Source organism: Pantoea sp. NSTU24, from assembly GCF_050157905.1.
In the GTDB taxonomy this organism is placed as follows: Bacteria; Pseudomonadota; Gammaproteobacteria; order Enterobacterales; family Enterobacteriaceae; genus Pantoea.
Genome location: NZ_JBKIWZ010000001.1, coordinates 1,445,648 through 1,460,457 on the forward strand (window position 1 = coordinate 1,445,648; position 14,810 = coordinate 1,460,457).

The 14,810-nt window shown below is 56.2% G+C and carries 17 protein-coding genes and 1 pseudogene; 14 read left to right on the plus strand and 4 right to left on the minus strand.

Translation table 11 applies throughout. The features are described 5' to 3' along the window. Positions 1–125: 125 nt before the first annotated feature. From ACLHDD_RS07025 to ACLHDD_RS07050, 6 genes and pseudogenes are all read left to right on the plus strand, one after another. Positions 126–1,691, plus strand: coding sequence for an anthranilate synthase component 1 (locus ACLHDD_RS07025; RefSeq protein WP_427103523.1), 1,566 nt, complete (start codon positions 126–128; stop codon positions 1,689–1,691). Continuing rightward, a pseudogene (trpD, locus tag ACLHDD_RS07030) lies at positions 1,691–3,285 on the plus strand (bifunctional anthranilate synthase glutamate amidotransferase component TrpG/anthranilate phosphoribosyltransferase TrpD). Before ACLHDD_RS07025 ends, trpD begins: the two are co-directional and overlap by 1 nt. Before the next feature lie 2 nt (positions 3,286–3,287). Then, positions 3,288–4,649 carry a bifunctional indole-3-glycerol-phosphate synthase TrpC/phosphoribosylanthranilate isomerase TrpF gene (trpCF, locus tag ACLHDD_RS07035; protein WP_427103524.1) on the plus strand — a complete coding sequence of 454 codons (1,362 nt, stop codon included), beginning with the start codon at positions 3,288–3,290 and terminating at the stop codon, positions 4,647–4,649. Between the two features lie 44 nt (positions 4,650–4,693). Then, complete coding sequence (gene trpB / locus ACLHDD_RS07040; protein ID WP_128084041.1) at positions 4,694–5,884, plus strand: tryptophan synthase subunit beta; 1,191 nt, start codon at positions 4,694–4,696, stop codon at positions 5,882–5,884. Further along, positions 5,884–6,687: a tryptophan synthase subunit alpha gene (gene trpA / locus ACLHDD_RS07045; protein WP_427103525.1), complete on the plus strand. Its 804-nt coding sequence runs from the start codon at positions 5,884–5,886 to the stop codon at positions 6,685–6,687. Before trpB ends, trpA begins: the two co-directional genes overlap by 1 nt. A gap of 148 nt (positions 6,688–6,835) precedes the next feature. Beyond that, positions 6,836–7,150, plus strand: a complete 315-nt coding sequence (locus ACLHDD_RS07050) for a BON domain-containing protein (RefSeq protein WP_427103526.1) — start codon at positions 6,836–6,838, stop codon at positions 7,148–7,150. 46 nt (positions 7,151–7,196) lie between these two features. On the opposite strand, the gene ompW is transcribed toward ACLHDD_RS07050, so the two are convergent. Further along, on the minus strand, positions 7,197–7,829 hold the full coding sequence (gene ompW, locus ACLHDD_RS07055) for an outer membrane protein OmpW (RefSeq protein WP_427103527.1): 633 nt from the start codon (positions 7,827–7,829) through the stop codon (positions 7,197–7,199). A gap of 251 nt (positions 7,830–8,080) precedes the next feature. Between ompW and ACLHDD_RS07060 the strand changes: the two genes are divergently transcribed. From ACLHDD_RS07060 to yciA, 4 genes are read left to right on the plus strand one after another with little or no spacing between them, the layout of a single operon-like run. Further along, complete coding sequence (locus tag ACLHDD_RS07060) at positions 8,081–8,497, plus strand: YkgJ family cysteine cluster protein (RefSeq protein WP_427103528.1); 417 nt, start codon at positions 8,081–8,083, stop codon at positions 8,495–8,497. Positions 8,498–8,524: 27 nt separating this feature from the next. Further along, positions 8,525–9,259 (plus strand): YciC family protein, encoded by a 735-nt coding sequence (locus tag ACLHDD_RS07065; RefSeq protein WP_427103529.1) that lies wholly within the window; start codon positions 8,525–8,527, stop codon positions 9,257–9,259. A gap of 51 nt (positions 9,260–9,310) precedes the next feature. Further along, on the plus strand, positions 9,311–9,850 hold the full coding sequence (locus ACLHDD_RS07070) for a septation protein A (protein WP_427103530.1): 540 nt from the start codon (positions 9,311–9,313) through the stop codon (positions 9,848–9,850). Between the two features lie 59 nt (positions 9,851–9,909). Further along, entirely contained in the window at positions 9,910–10,332 is a 423-nt protein-coding gene (gene yciA / locus ACLHDD_RS07075; RefSeq protein ID WP_427103531.1) for an acyl-CoA thioester hydrolase YciA, read from the plus strand. Positions 10,333–10,366: 34 nt separating this feature from the next. Here yciA and tonB read toward each other — a convergent pair whose 3' ends face one another. Then, entirely contained in the window at positions 10,367–11,125 is a 759-nt protein-coding gene (gene tonB / locus ACLHDD_RS07080; RefSeq protein WP_427103532.1) for a TonB system transport protein TonB, read from the minus strand. Positions 11,126–11,321: 196 nt separating this feature from the next. Between tonB and ACLHDD_RS07085 the strand changes: the two genes are divergently transcribed. After that, on the plus strand, positions 11,322–11,618 hold the full coding sequence (locus tag ACLHDD_RS07085) for a YciI family protein (protein WP_313651358.1): 297 nt from the start codon (positions 11,322–11,324) through the stop codon (positions 11,616–11,618). A gap of 71 nt (positions 11,619–11,689) precedes the next feature. Then, on the plus strand, positions 11,690–11,875 hold the full coding sequence (locus ACLHDD_RS07090) for a hypothetical protein (RefSeq protein WP_427103533.1): 186 nt from the start codon (positions 11,690–11,692) through the stop codon (positions 11,873–11,875). Positions 11,876–12,057: 182 nt separating this feature from the next. On the opposite strand, the gene ycgZ is transcribed toward ACLHDD_RS07090, so the two are convergent. Beyond that, a complete protein-coding gene (gene ycgZ / locus ACLHDD_RS07095; protein WP_427103534.1) occupies positions 12,058–12,300 on the minus strand; it encodes a regulatory protein YcgZ in 243 nt (80 codons plus the stop codon). Between the two features lie 335 nt (positions 12,301–12,635). Here ycgZ and ACLHDD_RS07100 point away from each other — a divergent pair, with 335 nt between their 5' ends. Then, positions 12,636–12,953 (plus strand): hypothetical protein, encoded by a 318-nt coding sequence (locus ACLHDD_RS07100; RefSeq protein ID WP_427103535.1) that lies wholly within the window; start codon positions 12,636–12,638, stop codon positions 12,951–12,953. Positions 12,954–12,992: 39 nt separating this feature from the next. On the opposite strand, the gene ACLHDD_RS07105 is transcribed toward ACLHDD_RS07100, so the two are convergent. Continuing rightward, complete coding sequence (locus ACLHDD_RS07105) at positions 12,993–13,166, minus strand: YciY family protein (RefSeq protein WP_427103536.1); 174 nt, start codon at positions 13,164–13,166, stop codon at positions 12,993–12,995. A gap of 159 nt (positions 13,167–13,325) precedes the next feature. On the opposite strand from ACLHDD_RS07105, the gene cls reads away from it, so the two are divergent. Beyond that, the gene (gene cls / locus ACLHDD_RS07110; protein ID WP_427103537.1) at positions 13,326–14,786 is read left to right on the plus strand and encodes a cardiolipin synthase; all 1,461 of its coding nucleotides are present in this window, start codon (positions 13,326–13,328) and stop codon (positions 14,784–14,786) included. Positions 14,787–14,810: the final 24 nt, after the last annotated feature.

Consider the following 14,810-nt stretch of genomic DNA (forward strand, 5'->3'; position numbering starts at 1 on the left):
CAGAGGGTTGGCGCACTGTTCCCGGATAAGGGCGACAGGACCATGCACACTCTATAAACGCCGTGTGAAAACCTGAGCCCGCCAACCCGCGGGCTTTTTTTTGAGCGAAATTCAGAGACATCATCATGCCAAATGCGAAACCTACAGTGAAGTTGATTACCGGCACCGCACCCTACCGCGAAGATCCGGCCGCAGTGTTTCACCAGCTTTGCGGCGCACGTCCGGCAACCCTGCTGCTTGAGTCTGCTGACATCGACAGCAAGCGCAATTTAAAAAGCCTGCTGATTGTTGACAGCGCGCTGCGCGTCAGCGCCCTGGGCAATACGGTTACCGTGCAGGCGTTGTCGGAGAACGGTCGCGCCCTGCTGCCGCTGCTGGATGAGGCGCTGCCCGCCGCCGTCAGCAATCACGTGCGCCCCGATGGACGCGAGCTGACCTTCCCGCCGAGCCACGACCATCAGCAGGATGAAGATTCCCGGCTGAAGGCGCTGTCGGTCTTTGATGCGCTGCGTCTGATTCCGCAACTGGTCAACTCCTCAGCCGACGAGCGTGAAGCTGTGCTGCTGGGTGGCCTGTTCGCCTATGACCTGGTGGCCGGTTTTGAAACGCTGCCCGTGCTGGATAATCAGCAGCGCTGCCCCGACTACTGCTTCTATCTGGCAGAAACCTTACTGGTGATCGACCATCAGACCCGCAGTGCGCGTCTGCAGGCCAGCCTGTTCTGCCCTTCCACCAGCGAGTTTCAGCGTCTGCAGCGCCGCATTGAGCAGCTGCATGGCCAGATACTGCAACCCGCTCCGGCGCTGCCCGTGCAGCCGGTTGAGCAGATGACGCTGACCACCAGCCAGAGTGACGAAGCCTATTGTGAGGTGGTGCGTGAGATGCAGCAGGCGATTCGCATTGGCGAGATTTTCCAGGTGGTGCCTTCGCGCCGTTTCTCACTGCCCTGCCCGTCGCCGCTGGCCGCCTATGACACGCTGAAAAACAGCAACCCAAGCCCCTACATGTTCTTTATGCAGGACCAGGATTTCTCACTGTTCGGCGCCTCACCAGAGAGTTCACTGAAGTATGACGCCACCTCGCGTCAGATCGAAATCTACCCGATAGCTGGCACACGCCCGCGTGGCCGCCACGCCGACGGCTCGCTGGACCGCGATCTCGACAGCCGGATTGAGCTGGAGATGCGCACCGACCATAAAGAACTGGCCGAACATCTGATGCTGGTGGATCTGGCACGAAATGACCTGGCGCGTATCTGTGTGCCGGGCAGCCGTTACGTCGCTGACCTCACCAAAGTAGACCGCTACTCGTTTGTGATGCACCTGGTTTCCCGCGTGGTGGGAACGCTGCGAGCCGACCTGGACGTGCTGCACGCCTACCGCGCCTGTATGAACATGGGCACCCTCAGCGGTGCGCCAAAAGTGCGCGCCATGCAGCTGATTGCCGGCGCCGAAGGCACGCGTCGTGGCAGCTACGGTGGCGCCGTGGGCTACTTTACGGCGCAGGGCGATCTGGATACCTGTATCGTCATTCGCTCGGCCTATGTCGAAGATGGCGTTGCCACCGTGCAGGCGGGAGCGGGTGTGGTACTGGATTCTGATCCGCAGGCTGAAGCGGACGAAAGCCGTAACAAAGCCCGCGCTGTCCTGCGCGCCATCGCGACTGCCCATCACTGCAAGGAGATCTTCTGATGGCCGATATTCTGCTGCTCGATAACATCGACTCATTTACCTACAACCTGGTTGATCAGCTGCGGACCTTTGGTCACAACGTAGTGATTTACCGCAATAACCTGCCTGCTGAGCTGTTGATTGAACAGCTTCAGCGGATGGAAAACCCGGTGCTGATGCTCTCTCCCGGCCCTGGCGCGCCAAAAGATGCGGGCTGTATGCCTGAGCTGCTGCGGGTGCTGCGCGGTCGTCTGCCGATTATCGGCATCTGTCTGGGACACCAGGCGATTGTGGAAGCCTACGGCGGCCATGTTGGTCAGGCGGGCGAGATCCTGCATGGTAAGGCATCCGCGATCGAACATGACGGTGAGGCGATGTTTGCCGGTCTGAGCAATCCGCTGCCCGTGGCGCGCTATCACTCACTGGTGGGCAGTAATACGCCGGAAGCGCTGACGGTCAACGCCAGTTATAACGGAATGGTGATGGCGGTGCGTCATGAAGCCGATCGGGTTTGCGGCTTTCAGTTCCATCCGGAATCGATTCTGACGTCTCAGGGCGCGCGCCTGCTTGAGCAGACGCTGGACTGGGCACTGGCGAAGTAACAGGGAGAATAATGATGCAACAGACACTGGAAAAACTTTACCAGGCGCAGACGCTGAGTCAGGCGGAAAGTCACACCCTCTTCAGCGCCATTATTACCGGGCAGCTGGAGCCTGAGCAGCTCGCCGCGGCGCTGATCGCCATGAAAGTGCGCGGCGAAACGCCGGAAGAGATCGCCGGGGCCGCCACGGCGCTGCTGGAAGACGCCAGACCCTTCCCGCGCCCGGGCTATGCTTTTGCGGACATCGTAGGCACTGGCGGCGACGGCAGCAACAGTATCAATATTTCTACCGCCAGCGCGTTTGTGGCCGCCACCTGTGGCCTGAAAGTGGCGAAGCATGGCAACCGCAGCGTTTCCAGCAAGTCGGGCTCTTCCGATCTGCTGGCGGCCTTTGGTATCAATCTCGACATGCCCGCAGAGCGGGCGCGCCAGGCGCTGGATGACCTGAACGTCTGCTTCCTGTTTGCGCCGCAGTACCACAGCGGTTTCCGCCACGCGATGCCGGTCCGCCAGCGGCTGAAAACCCGCACGCTGTTTAACGTGCTCGGCCCGCTGATCAATCCGGCGCGTCCGCCGCTGGCCGTGATTGGCGTTTATAGTCCGGATCTGGTGATGCCGATTGCCCGGACCCTGAAGATGCTGGGCTATCAGCGCGCGGCGGTGGTGCACGGCGGCGGCATGGATGAGGTGGCGCTGCACGACGTGACGCACGTTGCCGAACTGCGCGACGGCGAGATTACCGGCTATCAGCTCTCGCCGGAGGACTTTGGTTTTGGCTTCCATCCCAAAGAGGCGCTGGCGGGCGGCACGCCGGAAGAAAATCGTGACATTCTTACGGCTTTACTCCAGGGTAATGGCCAGCAGGCGCATGAAGAAGCGGTCGCCGTCAACGTGGCGATGTTGCTTAAGGTATTCGGTCAGGAAGATCTGCGTGAAAACGCCCAGCAGGCGCTTAACGCCATCCGCAGCGGACAGGCTTATGAGCGCGTTGTCGCACTGGCAGCAAGAGGATAATCATGAAAGGCACCGTGTTAGAAAAAATTGTTCAGGATAAAGCGATTTGGGTGGAAGCCCGTCAGCAGCAGCAGCCGCTCTCTACTTTTCAGAACAGCATCGAACCTGCCAGCCGTCATTTTTATGACGCGCTGCAGGGTGCACGCACCGCGTTTATCCTTGAGTGTAAAAAAGCATCGCCCTCTAAAGGGGTGATCCGTAAGGATTTCGACCCGGCTGCGATTGCCGGGGTCTATCGCCACTATGCGTCCGCGGTTTCCGTGCTGACCGATGAGAAATATTTTCAGGGTGACTTCGCTTTTCTGCCGATTGTCAGCGCGGCGATCACCCAGCCGGTGCTGTGCAAAGATTTTATTATCGACCCTTATCAGATCTACCTGGCGCGTTACTACCAGGCGGATGCCATCCTGCTGATGCTCTCTGTGCTGGATGATGAGCAGTATCGTCAGCTGGCGGCCGTGGCGCACAGCCTGAAGATGGGTATCCTGACCGAAGTCAGTAACGAAGAGGAACTGGAGCGCGCCATCGCCCTGCAGGCAAAAGTCGTCGGCATCAACAATCGCGATCTGCGTGATCTCTCTATCGATCTCAACCGCACACGCCAGCTGGCCCCACGCCTGTCGCACGGCGTTACGGTGATCAGCGAGTCGGGAATCAACAGCTATGCCGATATTCGCGAGCTGAGTCATTTTGCCAACGGCTTCCTGATTGGCTCCGCACTGATGGAAGAGCCGGATCTGACCGGTGCCGTGCGTCGGGTTACCCTGGGCAGTAACAAAGTGTGCGGCCTGACCCGCCCTGAAGATGCGCGTGCCGCCTATGAAGCCGGTGCCATCTATGGCGGCCTGATCTTTGCCGAAGGCTCGCCGCGCCTGATCGACACGGCCACGGCACAGTCGGTGATCGCCGCCGCGCCGCTGCGCTATGTCGGTGTGTTCCGCAATAATCCAATAAGTGACATTGTCACGCATACTGCCGCCCTTTCTTTGTCCGCTGTGCAACTGCATGGCGATGAGACCCCGGCCTTTGTGGCTGACCTGCGTGCCGCGCTGCCTGCGGCGGTTCAGATCTGGAAGGCGCTGCGCATTGAGAGCAGCGTGCCGGTCCGCGACTGGCCGCACGTGGACCGCTACGTGTTCGACAACGGCAATGGCGGCACCGGAGAGCGTTTCGACTGGTCACTGCTGCAAGGGCAGACTCTGGACAATGTGCTGCTGGCCGGTGGCCTCCGCGCGGATAACTGTGTTGAAGCCGCGCAGCTGGGCTGTGCCGGGCTTGACTTCAACTCTGGCGTAGAAAGTGCGCCCGGCATCAAAGATGCCCGCAAAATTGCTGCTGTGTTTCAGACACTGCGTGCCTACTGATTTGCCTGGCCCGCTTCAATGCGGGCCCAAAAAGGAAGATAAAAATGACGTTACTCAATCCCTATTTTGGCGAATTTGGCGGAATGTATGTTCCGCAGATCCTGATGCCCGCGCTGCGCCAGCTCGAACAGGCGTTTGTTGACGCGCAAAAAGATCCGGCGTTTCAGGCCGAATTTACCGACCTGCTGAAGAACTATGCAGGTCGTCCGACTGCCCTGACGCTGTGCAAAAACCTGACCAAAGGCACAAAGACCCGCCTCTATCTCAAGCGTGAAGATCTGCTGCACGGGGGGGCGCACAAGACAAACCAGGTGCTGGGTCAGGCGCTGTTAGCTAAACGCATGGGCAAAAACGAAATCATCGCTGAAACCGGTGCGGGTCAGCACGGTGTGGCCTCCGCCCTTGCCTGTGCGCTGCTGGGCATGAAGTGCCGCATTTACATGGGTGCAAAAGATGTTGAGCGTCAGTCGCCAAACGTGTTCCGTATGCGTCTGATGGGCGCGGAAGTGATTCCGGTTCACAGCGGCTCCGCCACGCTGAAAGATGCCTGTAATGAGGCGCTGCGTGACTGGTCCGGCAGTTATGAAACCGCGCACTATATGCTCGGCACGGCGGCGGGCCCCCATCCCTTCCCGACGATTGTGCGCGAGTTCCAGCGCATGATTGGCGAGGAGACCAAAAAGCAGATTCTGGAAAAAGAGGGACGCCTGCCGGATGCGATCCTCGCCTGTGTAGGCGGTGGGTCTAATGCCATCGGGATGTTTGCTGACTTCATCGATGAGACCAGCGTGAAGCTGATCGGCGTTGAACCTGCGGGACATGGCATCGAGACGGGCGAGCATGGCGCGCCGCTGAAGCATGGTCGCGTAGGGATCTACTTCGGCATGAAAGCGCCGATGATGCAGACGCACGACGGTCAGATCGAAGAGTCCTACTCTATCTCTGCCGGCCTCGACTTCCCATCGGTAGGCCCGCAGCATGCGCATCTCAACAGTATCGGTCGCGCAGACTATGTCTCGATTACCGATAATGAGGCGATGGACGCTTTCAAACAGCTCTGCCGCGCGGAAGGCATTATTCCGGCACTGGAGTCTTCCCATGCGCTGGCTCATGCGCTGAAGATGATCCATGCGGAACCGGAGAAAGAGCAGCTGATTGTGGTTAACCTTTCTGGCCGTGGCGACAAAGATATTTTCACCGTTCATGACATTCTGACTGCGCAGGGAGAAATCTGATGGAACGTTATAACCAACTGTTTACCCGCCTGTCAGCGAACAACGAAGGTGCCTTCGTTCCTTTTGTGACGCTGGGCGATCCGTCACCCGCGCTGTCACTGCGCGTTATCGACGCGCTGGTTGAAGGGGGCGCGGATGCCCTGGAGTTAGGGATCCCCTTCTCCGACCCCCTGGCGGACGGCCCGACTATCCAGAATGCGACGCTCCGCGCCTTTGCGGCAGGCACCAACACCAGCCAGTGCTTTGAGATGCTGGCGACCATTCGCCGTAAATATCCGGACCTGCCGATTGGCCTGCTGATGTACGCCAACCTGGTCTTCACCAACGGTGTGGATGCGTTCTATGCCCGTTGTGCCGAAGCCGGTGTGGATTCAGTGCTGGTGGCTGACGTGCCGGTTGAAGAGTCAGCGCCCTTCCGGCAGGCAGCGCTGCGTCATGGCGTAGCACCGATCTTCATCTGTCCACCTAATGCCAGCGATGAGCTGCTGCGTGAGATCGCCTCGCACGGCCGCGGTTACACCTATCTGTTGTCGCGTGCAGGCGTGACCGGTGCTGAAAACCGCGCCAGCCTGCCGCTGCAGCATCTGATCGACAAGCTGCGCGAATATCATGCCGCGCCGCCGTTGCAGGGCTTTGGTATTTCGGAACCAGAGCAGGTGAAAGAGGCGATCGCGGCCGGTGCCGCAGGCGCTATCTCCGGCTCAGCGATTGTCAGGATCATCGAAAAGCATCATGCCGAACCGGAAATCATGCTGAGCGAACTCAAGCATTTTGTCAGTCGCCTTAAAGCGGCCAGCCGCTAATCCTGTCATCATGCCTTATCGCCTGATAAGGCATGATTTGTTTCCTTTTTTACCTCCCGTGATTTGCCCTTTTCCTTAAATCTGCACCACAATGACAATGCGCCGTTACGGTAACGGCGTATCCAATTTGTGACAGGGAGAGAAAGCAATGAAATTCGTTAAAATGCTGGCAGGTGCTGCACTGGCGGGCGTGGTTGCGCTGACACTGAGCGCCTGTGCGCCAACCGCAACTAAAGAGGGAACCGGTGGCTATATCGATGACACCGTGGTCACCACCAAAGTCAAAGGTGCGCTGCTGAAAGATGAGTCGCTGAAGTCGACGGAAATCAACGTAGAAACCTTCAAAGGCAAAGTTCAGCTGAGCGGCTTTGTTTCATCGCCACAGATGGCCAACCGCGCCGTTCAGGTGACACGCAGCGTGGCAGGCGTAAGATCGGTTGTTAACAACATGCAGATCAAGTAACGTCTGTGCTGCAAAAAAGGCCGCTGATTCAGCGGCCTTTTTATCATCAGAAACGGTAACCCGCCCCGAAGAAGAACACCCAGGGGTCAACGCGCATATTGATGTTCTGCTGTTCGCCGCCCGCTTTAAACTTCACTTCCGTATCGATATCCATGTACCACAGCGACGCATTCAGCATCCAGTCACGGTTGATCTGATAGTCAAGACCGACCTGACCTGCTACACCCCAGGAGTCTTTAACGCTGAGGTCGGTCAGGCCCGCATCGCGGCCAGTCTGGTTGAACTTAGCATCATAGAAGGTGGTGTAGTTCACGCCCACGCCCACGTAAGGACGCACCGGACTTTTGCTGTCGAAGAAGTAATACTGTGCCATCAGCGTAGGCGGTAACTGCCGTACCGTCGCCAGCGTGCCAGTGGGGCCGAGCCCTACTTTGTGGCGGAATGGCGTGGCGGCCAGCAGCTCAACACCGATGTTATCTGTTGCCATCCAGGTAAATGTCAGGCCCAACTGCGTGTCATTCGAGGCACTGAATTCACCCATGCCTAACACGTTATCAGAACCCTCGACAGGCCGGACGGTGGCACTGCCGGCCCGCATGAAGAAGTCGCCCGCCTCGTGAGCCATTGCCAGCTGGGGCACTGCCAGTGCCAGCACCATCACGCATTTTGCCAGTTTCATTATCACTCCTTTGCTTAATCTGAAATCGCGAACACCTTCGTTTTTTGCTGGCAAATATTTAACGTGATTTACAGAAAATTGCACTCTGAACGTTTCGGATAAATTGCTTAAAAAACAATGAATTGATTTAGATCAATTTCAGAACCCACTGGTAACGAAAAATAGCGCTTGCTGAATAATTTAAGCCAGCCTATTTTGCTTCTCTTCCCTGTTGATTTTGGTTCGATGCCCTGGGAGGGGCGGGTGATCAAATGCATGAAATAACGAATCCCTGTGTCAGCTGTGGCGCCTGCTGCGCCCATTTCCGCGTCTCTTTTTACTGGGCCGAAGCCGATGATGCTGGCGGGCTGGTGCCGACCCACTTAACCGAACCGCTCAGCCTGCTGATGCGCAATATGCGGGGAACGAACGATCGCCCCCCCCGCTGCGTCGCTCTGGAGGGAGAAATTGGCGGCTGCGTTTCCTGCGGGATTTATGAGCAACGTCCGACGCCCTGTCGCGAGTTTGCCATGTCCGGTGAAGCAGGCATTCATAACGAAGCCTGCGATCGCGCCCGCGCCCGTTATGGCCTTCCTGCGCTTTTTTCTCCTTCTTTACCTGATATGACAGAAAGTTATGCCGCGGCGGGTGCCCGCGAGCTGCCAGAACATGTACAATCGCCGGGTTAATTAACCCGGTTCCTCCAAGGAGTGTACATGTCTATCACGGCCAGCTCGTTATACCGTGACACAGGAAATTTTGCGCGTCATCAACTGGCTACGTTACTGTTGCTGTCGCTGCTGACCGCTTTTATTACCGTTATGCTGGTGCATGTGCTGACGCCTGGTGCCGATCAGATGGCCCTGCTCCAGCAGAATGACGACAGCGCCGGTTCGCTGTTTGAGATGGTACAGAATATGTCCCCGGAGCAGCAGCAGGTCCTGCTGCACGCCTCGGCCGCCAGCACCTTTGCGGCGCTGATGGGTAATACGCTGCTACTGGGCGGCATGCTCTGCCTGATCCCACTGGTCTCAGCCGGTCAGCGAGTCAGCGCGCTGCGGGCAATTGGCGCATCCGTGCCAATGCTGCCTAAACTGCTGCTGCTTACCTTTCTGATGACGCTGGTGGCGCAACTGGGCTTTATGGTGCTGGTGGTGCCGGGCGTACTGCTGACGATTCTTCTGTCACTGGCCCCGGTTATGGTCGCCAGTGAAAAAATGGGTGTCTTTGCCGCTATGCGCGCCAGTATGCGCATGGCGTGGAAGAACGTGAAGCTGATTGCGCCCGCAATCCTGCTCTGGCTGCTGGCCAAGGTGGTGGTGATGTTGTTCTTCTCGTCGCTGACCGTGCTACCGCTCAATGTCTCATCAGTGATTTTCACCGCAGCGGGTAACCTGGTGTCGGCGATGTTGATTATTTATCTTTATCGGCTCTATATGCTTTTACGTTGATTTGCCATCGGCCTTCGGGCTGATACGCAGCCAACTCTGAATGGAAAAACTATGAAGCAGCTACTCGACTTTCTTCCCCTGGTCGTTTTTTTCATCTTTTATAAGCTGTATGACATCTTTGTGGCCTCCGGCGCACTGATCGTTGCGACCGGCCTGGCACTGGTTGTCAGCTGGGTGCTCTATCGCAAGCTGGAAAAGATGACGATTTTCACCTTTGTGCTGGTGGCCGTATTTGGCACTCTGACGCTGGTGTTCCATAACGATGAGTTCATCAAATGGAAAGTTACCGTGATTTACAGCCTGTTTGCCGCTGCTCTGCTTTACAGCCAGTGGTTCATGCAGCAGACGCTGATTCAGCGCATGCTGGGCAAAGAGCTGCAATTGCCTGAAACTGTCTGGCGTCGGCTCAATGTGGCCTGGGCGCTGTTCTTCCTGATTTGTGGCCTGGTGAATATCTATGTCGCCTTTTGGTTACCTCAGGCGTTCTGGGTTAACTTTAAGGTATTCGGCCTTTCCGGTCTGACACTCCTGTTTACCCTGCTCAGCGGGCTTTATATCTGGCGACAGATGCCGCAGCAGGAACAAAAATAATGACACAGCCCGGTTCGCCGGGCATTTTTTTGGCACTGACCTGCAAATAAGTGGACGCAATGGACGAAAAACACAAACTGCCGCAAGGCGAAATGGTACTGCGCACGCTCGCCATGCCGGCAGACACCAACGCCAACGGCGATATCTTTGGTGGCTGGCTGATGTCGCAGATGGATATGGGCGGCGCGATTCTGGCTAAAGAGATCGCGGAAGGCCGTGTGGTAACTGTACGTGTCGATGGCATGTCATTTATGAAACCGGTCGCCGTAGGCGATGTGGTGAGTTGCCATGCGAGTTGCATCCGGACCGGCAACAGCTCTATGACAATTAACGTCGAAGTGTGGATCAAAAAGGTGTCATCTGAGCCGATCGGCCAGACTTACTGTGCCACGGAAGCCGTATTCATCTACGTGGCCGTGGATAACGAAGGCAAATCGCGTCCTCTGCCCGCCGGTCGCGCTAATCAGTCTTCCGGCGAATAAGTGACGGGTCAGGCCTGGCAGTCTGACCCGGTATTTATTCGAGACTGGCGCCACCGTTAATTTTAAACACGATATTCATCGTCATTCCCTTGGCTGGCCGTCCGCTCTGATAGCGCCAGTTTTTCATCGCCTGCTTCACCGTGCGCTCAAACATATTCGCCGGCTGGGCGGAGAGGATTTCGATATTATCGACCCGTCCGTCACTGTCGACGTCAAATTTCACGCGGACCCGCCCCTCAATCCGCAGGGCAAACGCACGGGGTGGATAGCCCGGTTTGCTGATGCTTAACGCTTTTGGCCCCGCTGACGCAGAAACAGTGGGTGACGGTGCGGCTTTTGGTGCTGCGGCCGGTTTTTTCTCTGACGTGGGCGTCTTTTGCTGGAAAGGGTTAGCCTGCGGCTTGCTCTCCTGACGCGGCTTCACCTCACGTGCTGGCTGCTGCCGGTGTTCTGGTTTGGGTTTGGGTTTAGGTACAGGTTTTGGCTTAGGTTCGGGTTTAGGTATTGGCACCGGCTCAGCCTTAGGGGGTTCGGGTGTCGGCTCAGGCTCCGGAGTAGGCTCCTGTTCAGGCTCGGATTGTGGTGCAGGTGGCACCACTGCCGCAGGTGCAGGCGCGGGCTGAACCTCCGGCGCCACCATGGTGACGCTGATAGGCTGAGATGCCTCCGGTACCTTAATCTCCTGCCCAAATGACGCGTAGAGAATTCCGGCAATCACGCCCCCATGCAGGATGATGGACAGCAGCATGGAGACAGACGTGCGTTTAGGTAGTGGCATAGTCAGCGTGGTCATAACGATCGCAGTGATTGAGTGAGGCTGCAATTTTAAATGCAAATAGCAATCAGTTTCAATAACTCCCCTGCGCCGTCCTGCATAAAAGTGCTTTTAGCCCTTTATGCGGAGCCCTGCACTGCCTGCAGGTTTCGTTTGCACATTGCATGGCGATCCCTTAACGTGTTGCGAAATTCTGAATACTGGGAGTTACTGAGTGCTTTACGTCATATATGCAGAAGATACTGCAGATTCACTGGAAAAGCGTAATGCCGTGCGCCCTGCCCATCTGGCCCGGCTCAAACTGCTGCAGGAAGAGGGGCGCCTGATTATCGCTGGCCCGATGCCTGCAGTAGACAGTAACGATCCCGGTGTCGCGGGCTTTACCGGGTCAACCGTCGTTGCTGAGTTCCCGTCACTGGAAGCGGCACAATCCTGGGCGCAGGACGACCCTTACTTCGCGGCGGGTGTTTACGCCCAGGTTACGGTTAAGCCGTTCAAGCGCGTCTTCTGATAGCTGGCGGGCGATAAAGATGGCTTCTGTGTCTGACACAGGAGCCATTTTTCTTTGCAGGGTAAGAAAAAATGCAGATTGTGATTACTGGATTACTGGTCATCATCATTGTCATGACGGGGAGTGCCGTTTATCTCTGGCGGAGACGGGGCTGGCGGAAAGCAAGGCAGTGGATTGTGATGCTGATTGTGCTGGCGGCAGCACTGCAAATGGTTAACGTTGTGCTGATGATGAACGCACAACGTCTTTCGGGATAATGTTCACTGAAATAATCTCTGCAAAAAAATTTTCGCCGTGTAGTCTGCTGCTGATACTTTCTTTGTACCGGGGCTCAGAGGCGAATACGTCGAAAAGAATTGCGTGGAAAGGCAGAGAGGTTGTTTATGCGCTTAGCGAGCCAGACTGCAATGAAGTCTGCGCTGGCTCCCCCGCTATGCAATTAACCACGATCCAGAATCAGGCCAATCAGTGCGTGATAGTGCTGCTCTTCTTCCGGGCTGGTTACATGCTGCAAACGCTTGATCAGTTTTGAGCAGATAGCCTTACGATTAAGGGTACGGCCCGAACTGATGATTTCAGTAACAACCGATCCCAGGATTGCCTGCTGCGAAGGTTGCGCAGCGCTGTATAAGTACGCGGAGATGTCAGATACTGAAGCGGGAATACGAGTATTAGTCTGCATGATTGACCTCATTGCGTTTTTGGTAAATGTCTTAACCGATGAAGCAAAGTTATACAATAACGCTCTTTATGTACAGATATTTAGTTATCTGATTTTCCATCAACTCATCAATTTAATAAATAAAACAATAAAATCAACACTTTAAAAAAACGTAAAGTTGTACAAATTTTTCCCGGCATCTTGTACAACCCACCTGCAACCTTACCTTCCCGTCAAAAAACAAACTGTTCATCATTTTTTCAGTCACGACGATGCAATTTCTGGCAGAGCTGTCTACATTTGGATCTTACAGGTTAACCCTCTGAATGGATGCACAGCGCAGTCGCGACCTTATTATGCATAAAACTTATCCCGGTCAGCCCTTAACTCTGTTAGCGCCGCTACTATTACGTCTTGCAGCGATCGCCGACCCTAAAATTGAAGTGATGAGCGGTTATCCCGCTCATTGCTCGGCATGGCTGACGATCTACTATCAGCGAAAATCAGGACGCTGGTCCTATGAATGGTACGATCGGAAGGGTTGCCGACGGCCAGCCCTGCTGGGCGATACGATGGGATGTCTGATGCATGAGGTCAGCGATCGGGGAGCTTCGCAGCAGGAGCACCTGATGGCGCGACGCCTGCTGGCGGAGACGGGATTTATGGAAGCCTGACGAAGCGGTTATCCGCCAGGCGCTCCGCGTCGGTTAACGCTAGACCATCTGCGTAATGAACAGAATCGAACGACGCTGCTGTTGTGCCAGCTGGTGGCGGATGCAGTGAATACGCTTATAACGCCGTGAATGCCCTTCCAGCCAGCGTGAACGGCGGCGATGAACCTGCCTCAGCATTCTCCAGCGCGCCACCTCATTTCTGCTTCTTTTCATTACTTCCTCTCTGACATCAAATCCGCGTGGGCATTATAGAGATCTCTGCGCAAATGCCAAATCTGATCGCCTGCTCAGACACGTCAGGATTAAAGGTTTCGTTAGCGTGCATCTGCACGTAAACTTGCCAGACGGAAGCGCGAACGGGATGTCCACTTTATGACCACTTTTTACACGCTTATCAGCTGGTTGCTGCTGTTTGGATACTGGCTGCTGATTGCTGGTGTCACCCTGCGCATCCTGATGAAGCGGCGGGCTGTCACCTCTGCAATGGCCTGGCTGCTGGTAATCTATATCCTGCCGCTGGTAGGCATCATCGCTTATCTCTCCTTTGGCGAACTGCATCTGGGAAAACGCCGCGCAGAGCGCGCACGCACCATGTGGCCGTCAACCGCGCGCTGGCTCAACGATCTCAAACAGTGCCGTGAAATTTTTGCTACCGGGCACAGCGACGTGGCACGTTCCCTGTTTGAGCTTTGCTATCATCGCCAGGGAATCGCCGGGGTAAAGGGCAATCAGCTTCAGCTACTGACCAGCTCAGACGATGTCATGCAGGCGCTAATCCGCGATATTCAGCTGGCCCGCCATAATATCGAGATGGTGTTCTATATCTGGCACCCTGGTGGTCTGGCAGATGAAGTGGCGGAATCTCTGATGGCGGCCTCACGCCGGGGCGTGCATTGTCGTCTGCTGCTCGACTCCGCCGGCAGTGTCACCTTTTTCCGCAGCCCCTGGGCAGGCATGATGCGCAATGCCGGCATCGACGTGGTGGAAGCGCTGCAGGTGAGCCTGCTGCGTGTTTTTCTGCGACGGATGGATCTGCGTCAGCACCGAAAAATTGTTCTGATCGACAACTATATTGCCTATACCGGCAGCATGAACCTGGTTGATCCTCGCTTCTTCAAGCAAAGTGCAGGCGTAGGCCAGTGGATCGATTTGATGGCACGTATGGAAGGCCCGGTTGCCACCGCGATGGGGATTGTCTTCAGCTGCGACTGGGAAATCGAAACCGGCAAACGGATTCTGCCGCCGCCGCCCGACCGTAATATCATGCCGTTCGAACAGGAAAGTGGCCACACCGTGCAGGTCATCGCCTCCGGTCCCGGTTTCCCGGAGGATATGATCCATCAGGCGCTGCTGACAGCGGTCTATTCAGCGCGTGAGCAGCTGATTATGACCACGCCCTATTTTGTGCCCAGCGACGATCTGCTGCATGCCATCTGTACGGCGGCGCAGCGTGGCGTCAGCGTCAGCATTATCATTCCGCGCAATAATGACTCACTGCTGGTGGGCTGGGCCAGCCGCGCTTTCTTCAGCGAACTGCTGGAAGCCGGTGTAAAAATTTATCAGTTTGAAGATGGCCTGCTGCACACCAAGAGCGTGCTGGTCGACGGACAGCTGAGCCTTGTCGGCACCGTAAACCTCGATATGCGCAGTTTATGGCTGAACTTTGAAGTCACGCTGGTGGTGGACGATGCGGGATTTGGCAGCGACCTGGCCTGCGTACAGGATGATTATATCGCCCGTTCCCGCCTGCTGGATGGCAAACGCTGGGCAAAACGTGCCTGGTGGCAGCGCATCGTCGAACGACTGTTTTACTTCTTCAGCCCTTTACTGTAAAACGAGCCAGATTATGTAAATGGC

Bases quoted from the DNA above. Each gene is read 5' to 3' on its own strand.
- ACLHDD_RS07025 (WP_427103523.1), top strand. From the start codon at position 126: ATGCCAAATGCGAAACCTACAGTGAAGTTGATTACCGGCACCGCACCC.
- trpCF (WP_427103524.1), top strand. From the start codon at position 3,288: ATGAAAGGCACCGTGTTAGAAAAAATTGTTCAGGATAAAGCGATTTGG.
- trpB (WP_128084041.1), top strand. From the start codon at position 4,694: ATGACGTTACTCAATCCCTATTTTGGCGAATTTGGCGGAATGTATGTT.
- trpA (WP_427103525.1), top strand. From the start codon at position 5,884: ATGGAACGTTATAACCAACTGTTTACCCGCCTGTCAGCGAACAACGAA.
- ACLHDD_RS07050 (WP_427103526.1), top strand. From the start codon at position 6,836: ATGAAATTCGTTAAAATGCTGGCAGGTGCTGCACTGGCGGGCGTGGTT.
- ompW (WP_427103527.1), bottom strand. From the start codon at position 7,829: ATGAAACTGGCAAAATGCGTGATGGTGCTGGCACTGGCAGTGCCCCAG.
- ACLHDD_RS07060 (WP_427103528.1), top strand. From the start codon at position 8,081: ATGCATGAAATAACGAATCCCTGTGTCAGCTGTGGCGCCTGCTGCGCC.
- ACLHDD_RS07065 (WP_427103529.1), top strand. From the start codon at position 8,525: ATGTCTATCACGGCCAGCTCGTTATACCGTGACACAGGAAATTTTGCG.
- ACLHDD_RS07070 (WP_427103530.1), top strand. From the start codon at position 9,311: ATGAAGCAGCTACTCGACTTTCTTCCCCTGGTCGTTTTTTTCATCTTT.
- yciA (WP_427103531.1), top strand. From the start codon at position 9,910: ATGGACGAAAAACACAAACTGCCGCAAGGCGAAATGGTACTGCGCACG.
- tonB (WP_427103532.1), bottom strand. From the start codon at position 11,125: ATGACCACGCTGACTATGCCACTACCTAAACGCACGTCTGTCTCCATG.
- ACLHDD_RS07090 (WP_427103533.1), top strand. From the start codon at position 11,690: ATGCAGATTGTGATTACTGGATTACTGGTCATCATCATTGTCATGACG.
- ycgZ (WP_427103534.1), bottom strand. From the start codon at position 12,300: ATGCAGACTAATACTCGTATTCCCGCTTCAGTATCTGACATCTCCGCG.
- ACLHDD_RS07100 (WP_427103535.1), top strand. From the start codon at position 12,636: ATGCATAAAACTTATCCCGGTCAGCCCTTAACTCTGTTAGCGCCGCTA.
- ACLHDD_RS07105 (WP_427103536.1), bottom strand. From the start codon at position 13,166: ATGAAAAGAAGCAGAAATGAGGTGGCGCGCTGGAGAATGCTGAGGCAG.
- cls (WP_427103537.1), top strand. From the start codon at position 13,326: ATGACCACTTTTTACACGCTTATCAGCTGGTTGCTGCTGTTTGGATAC.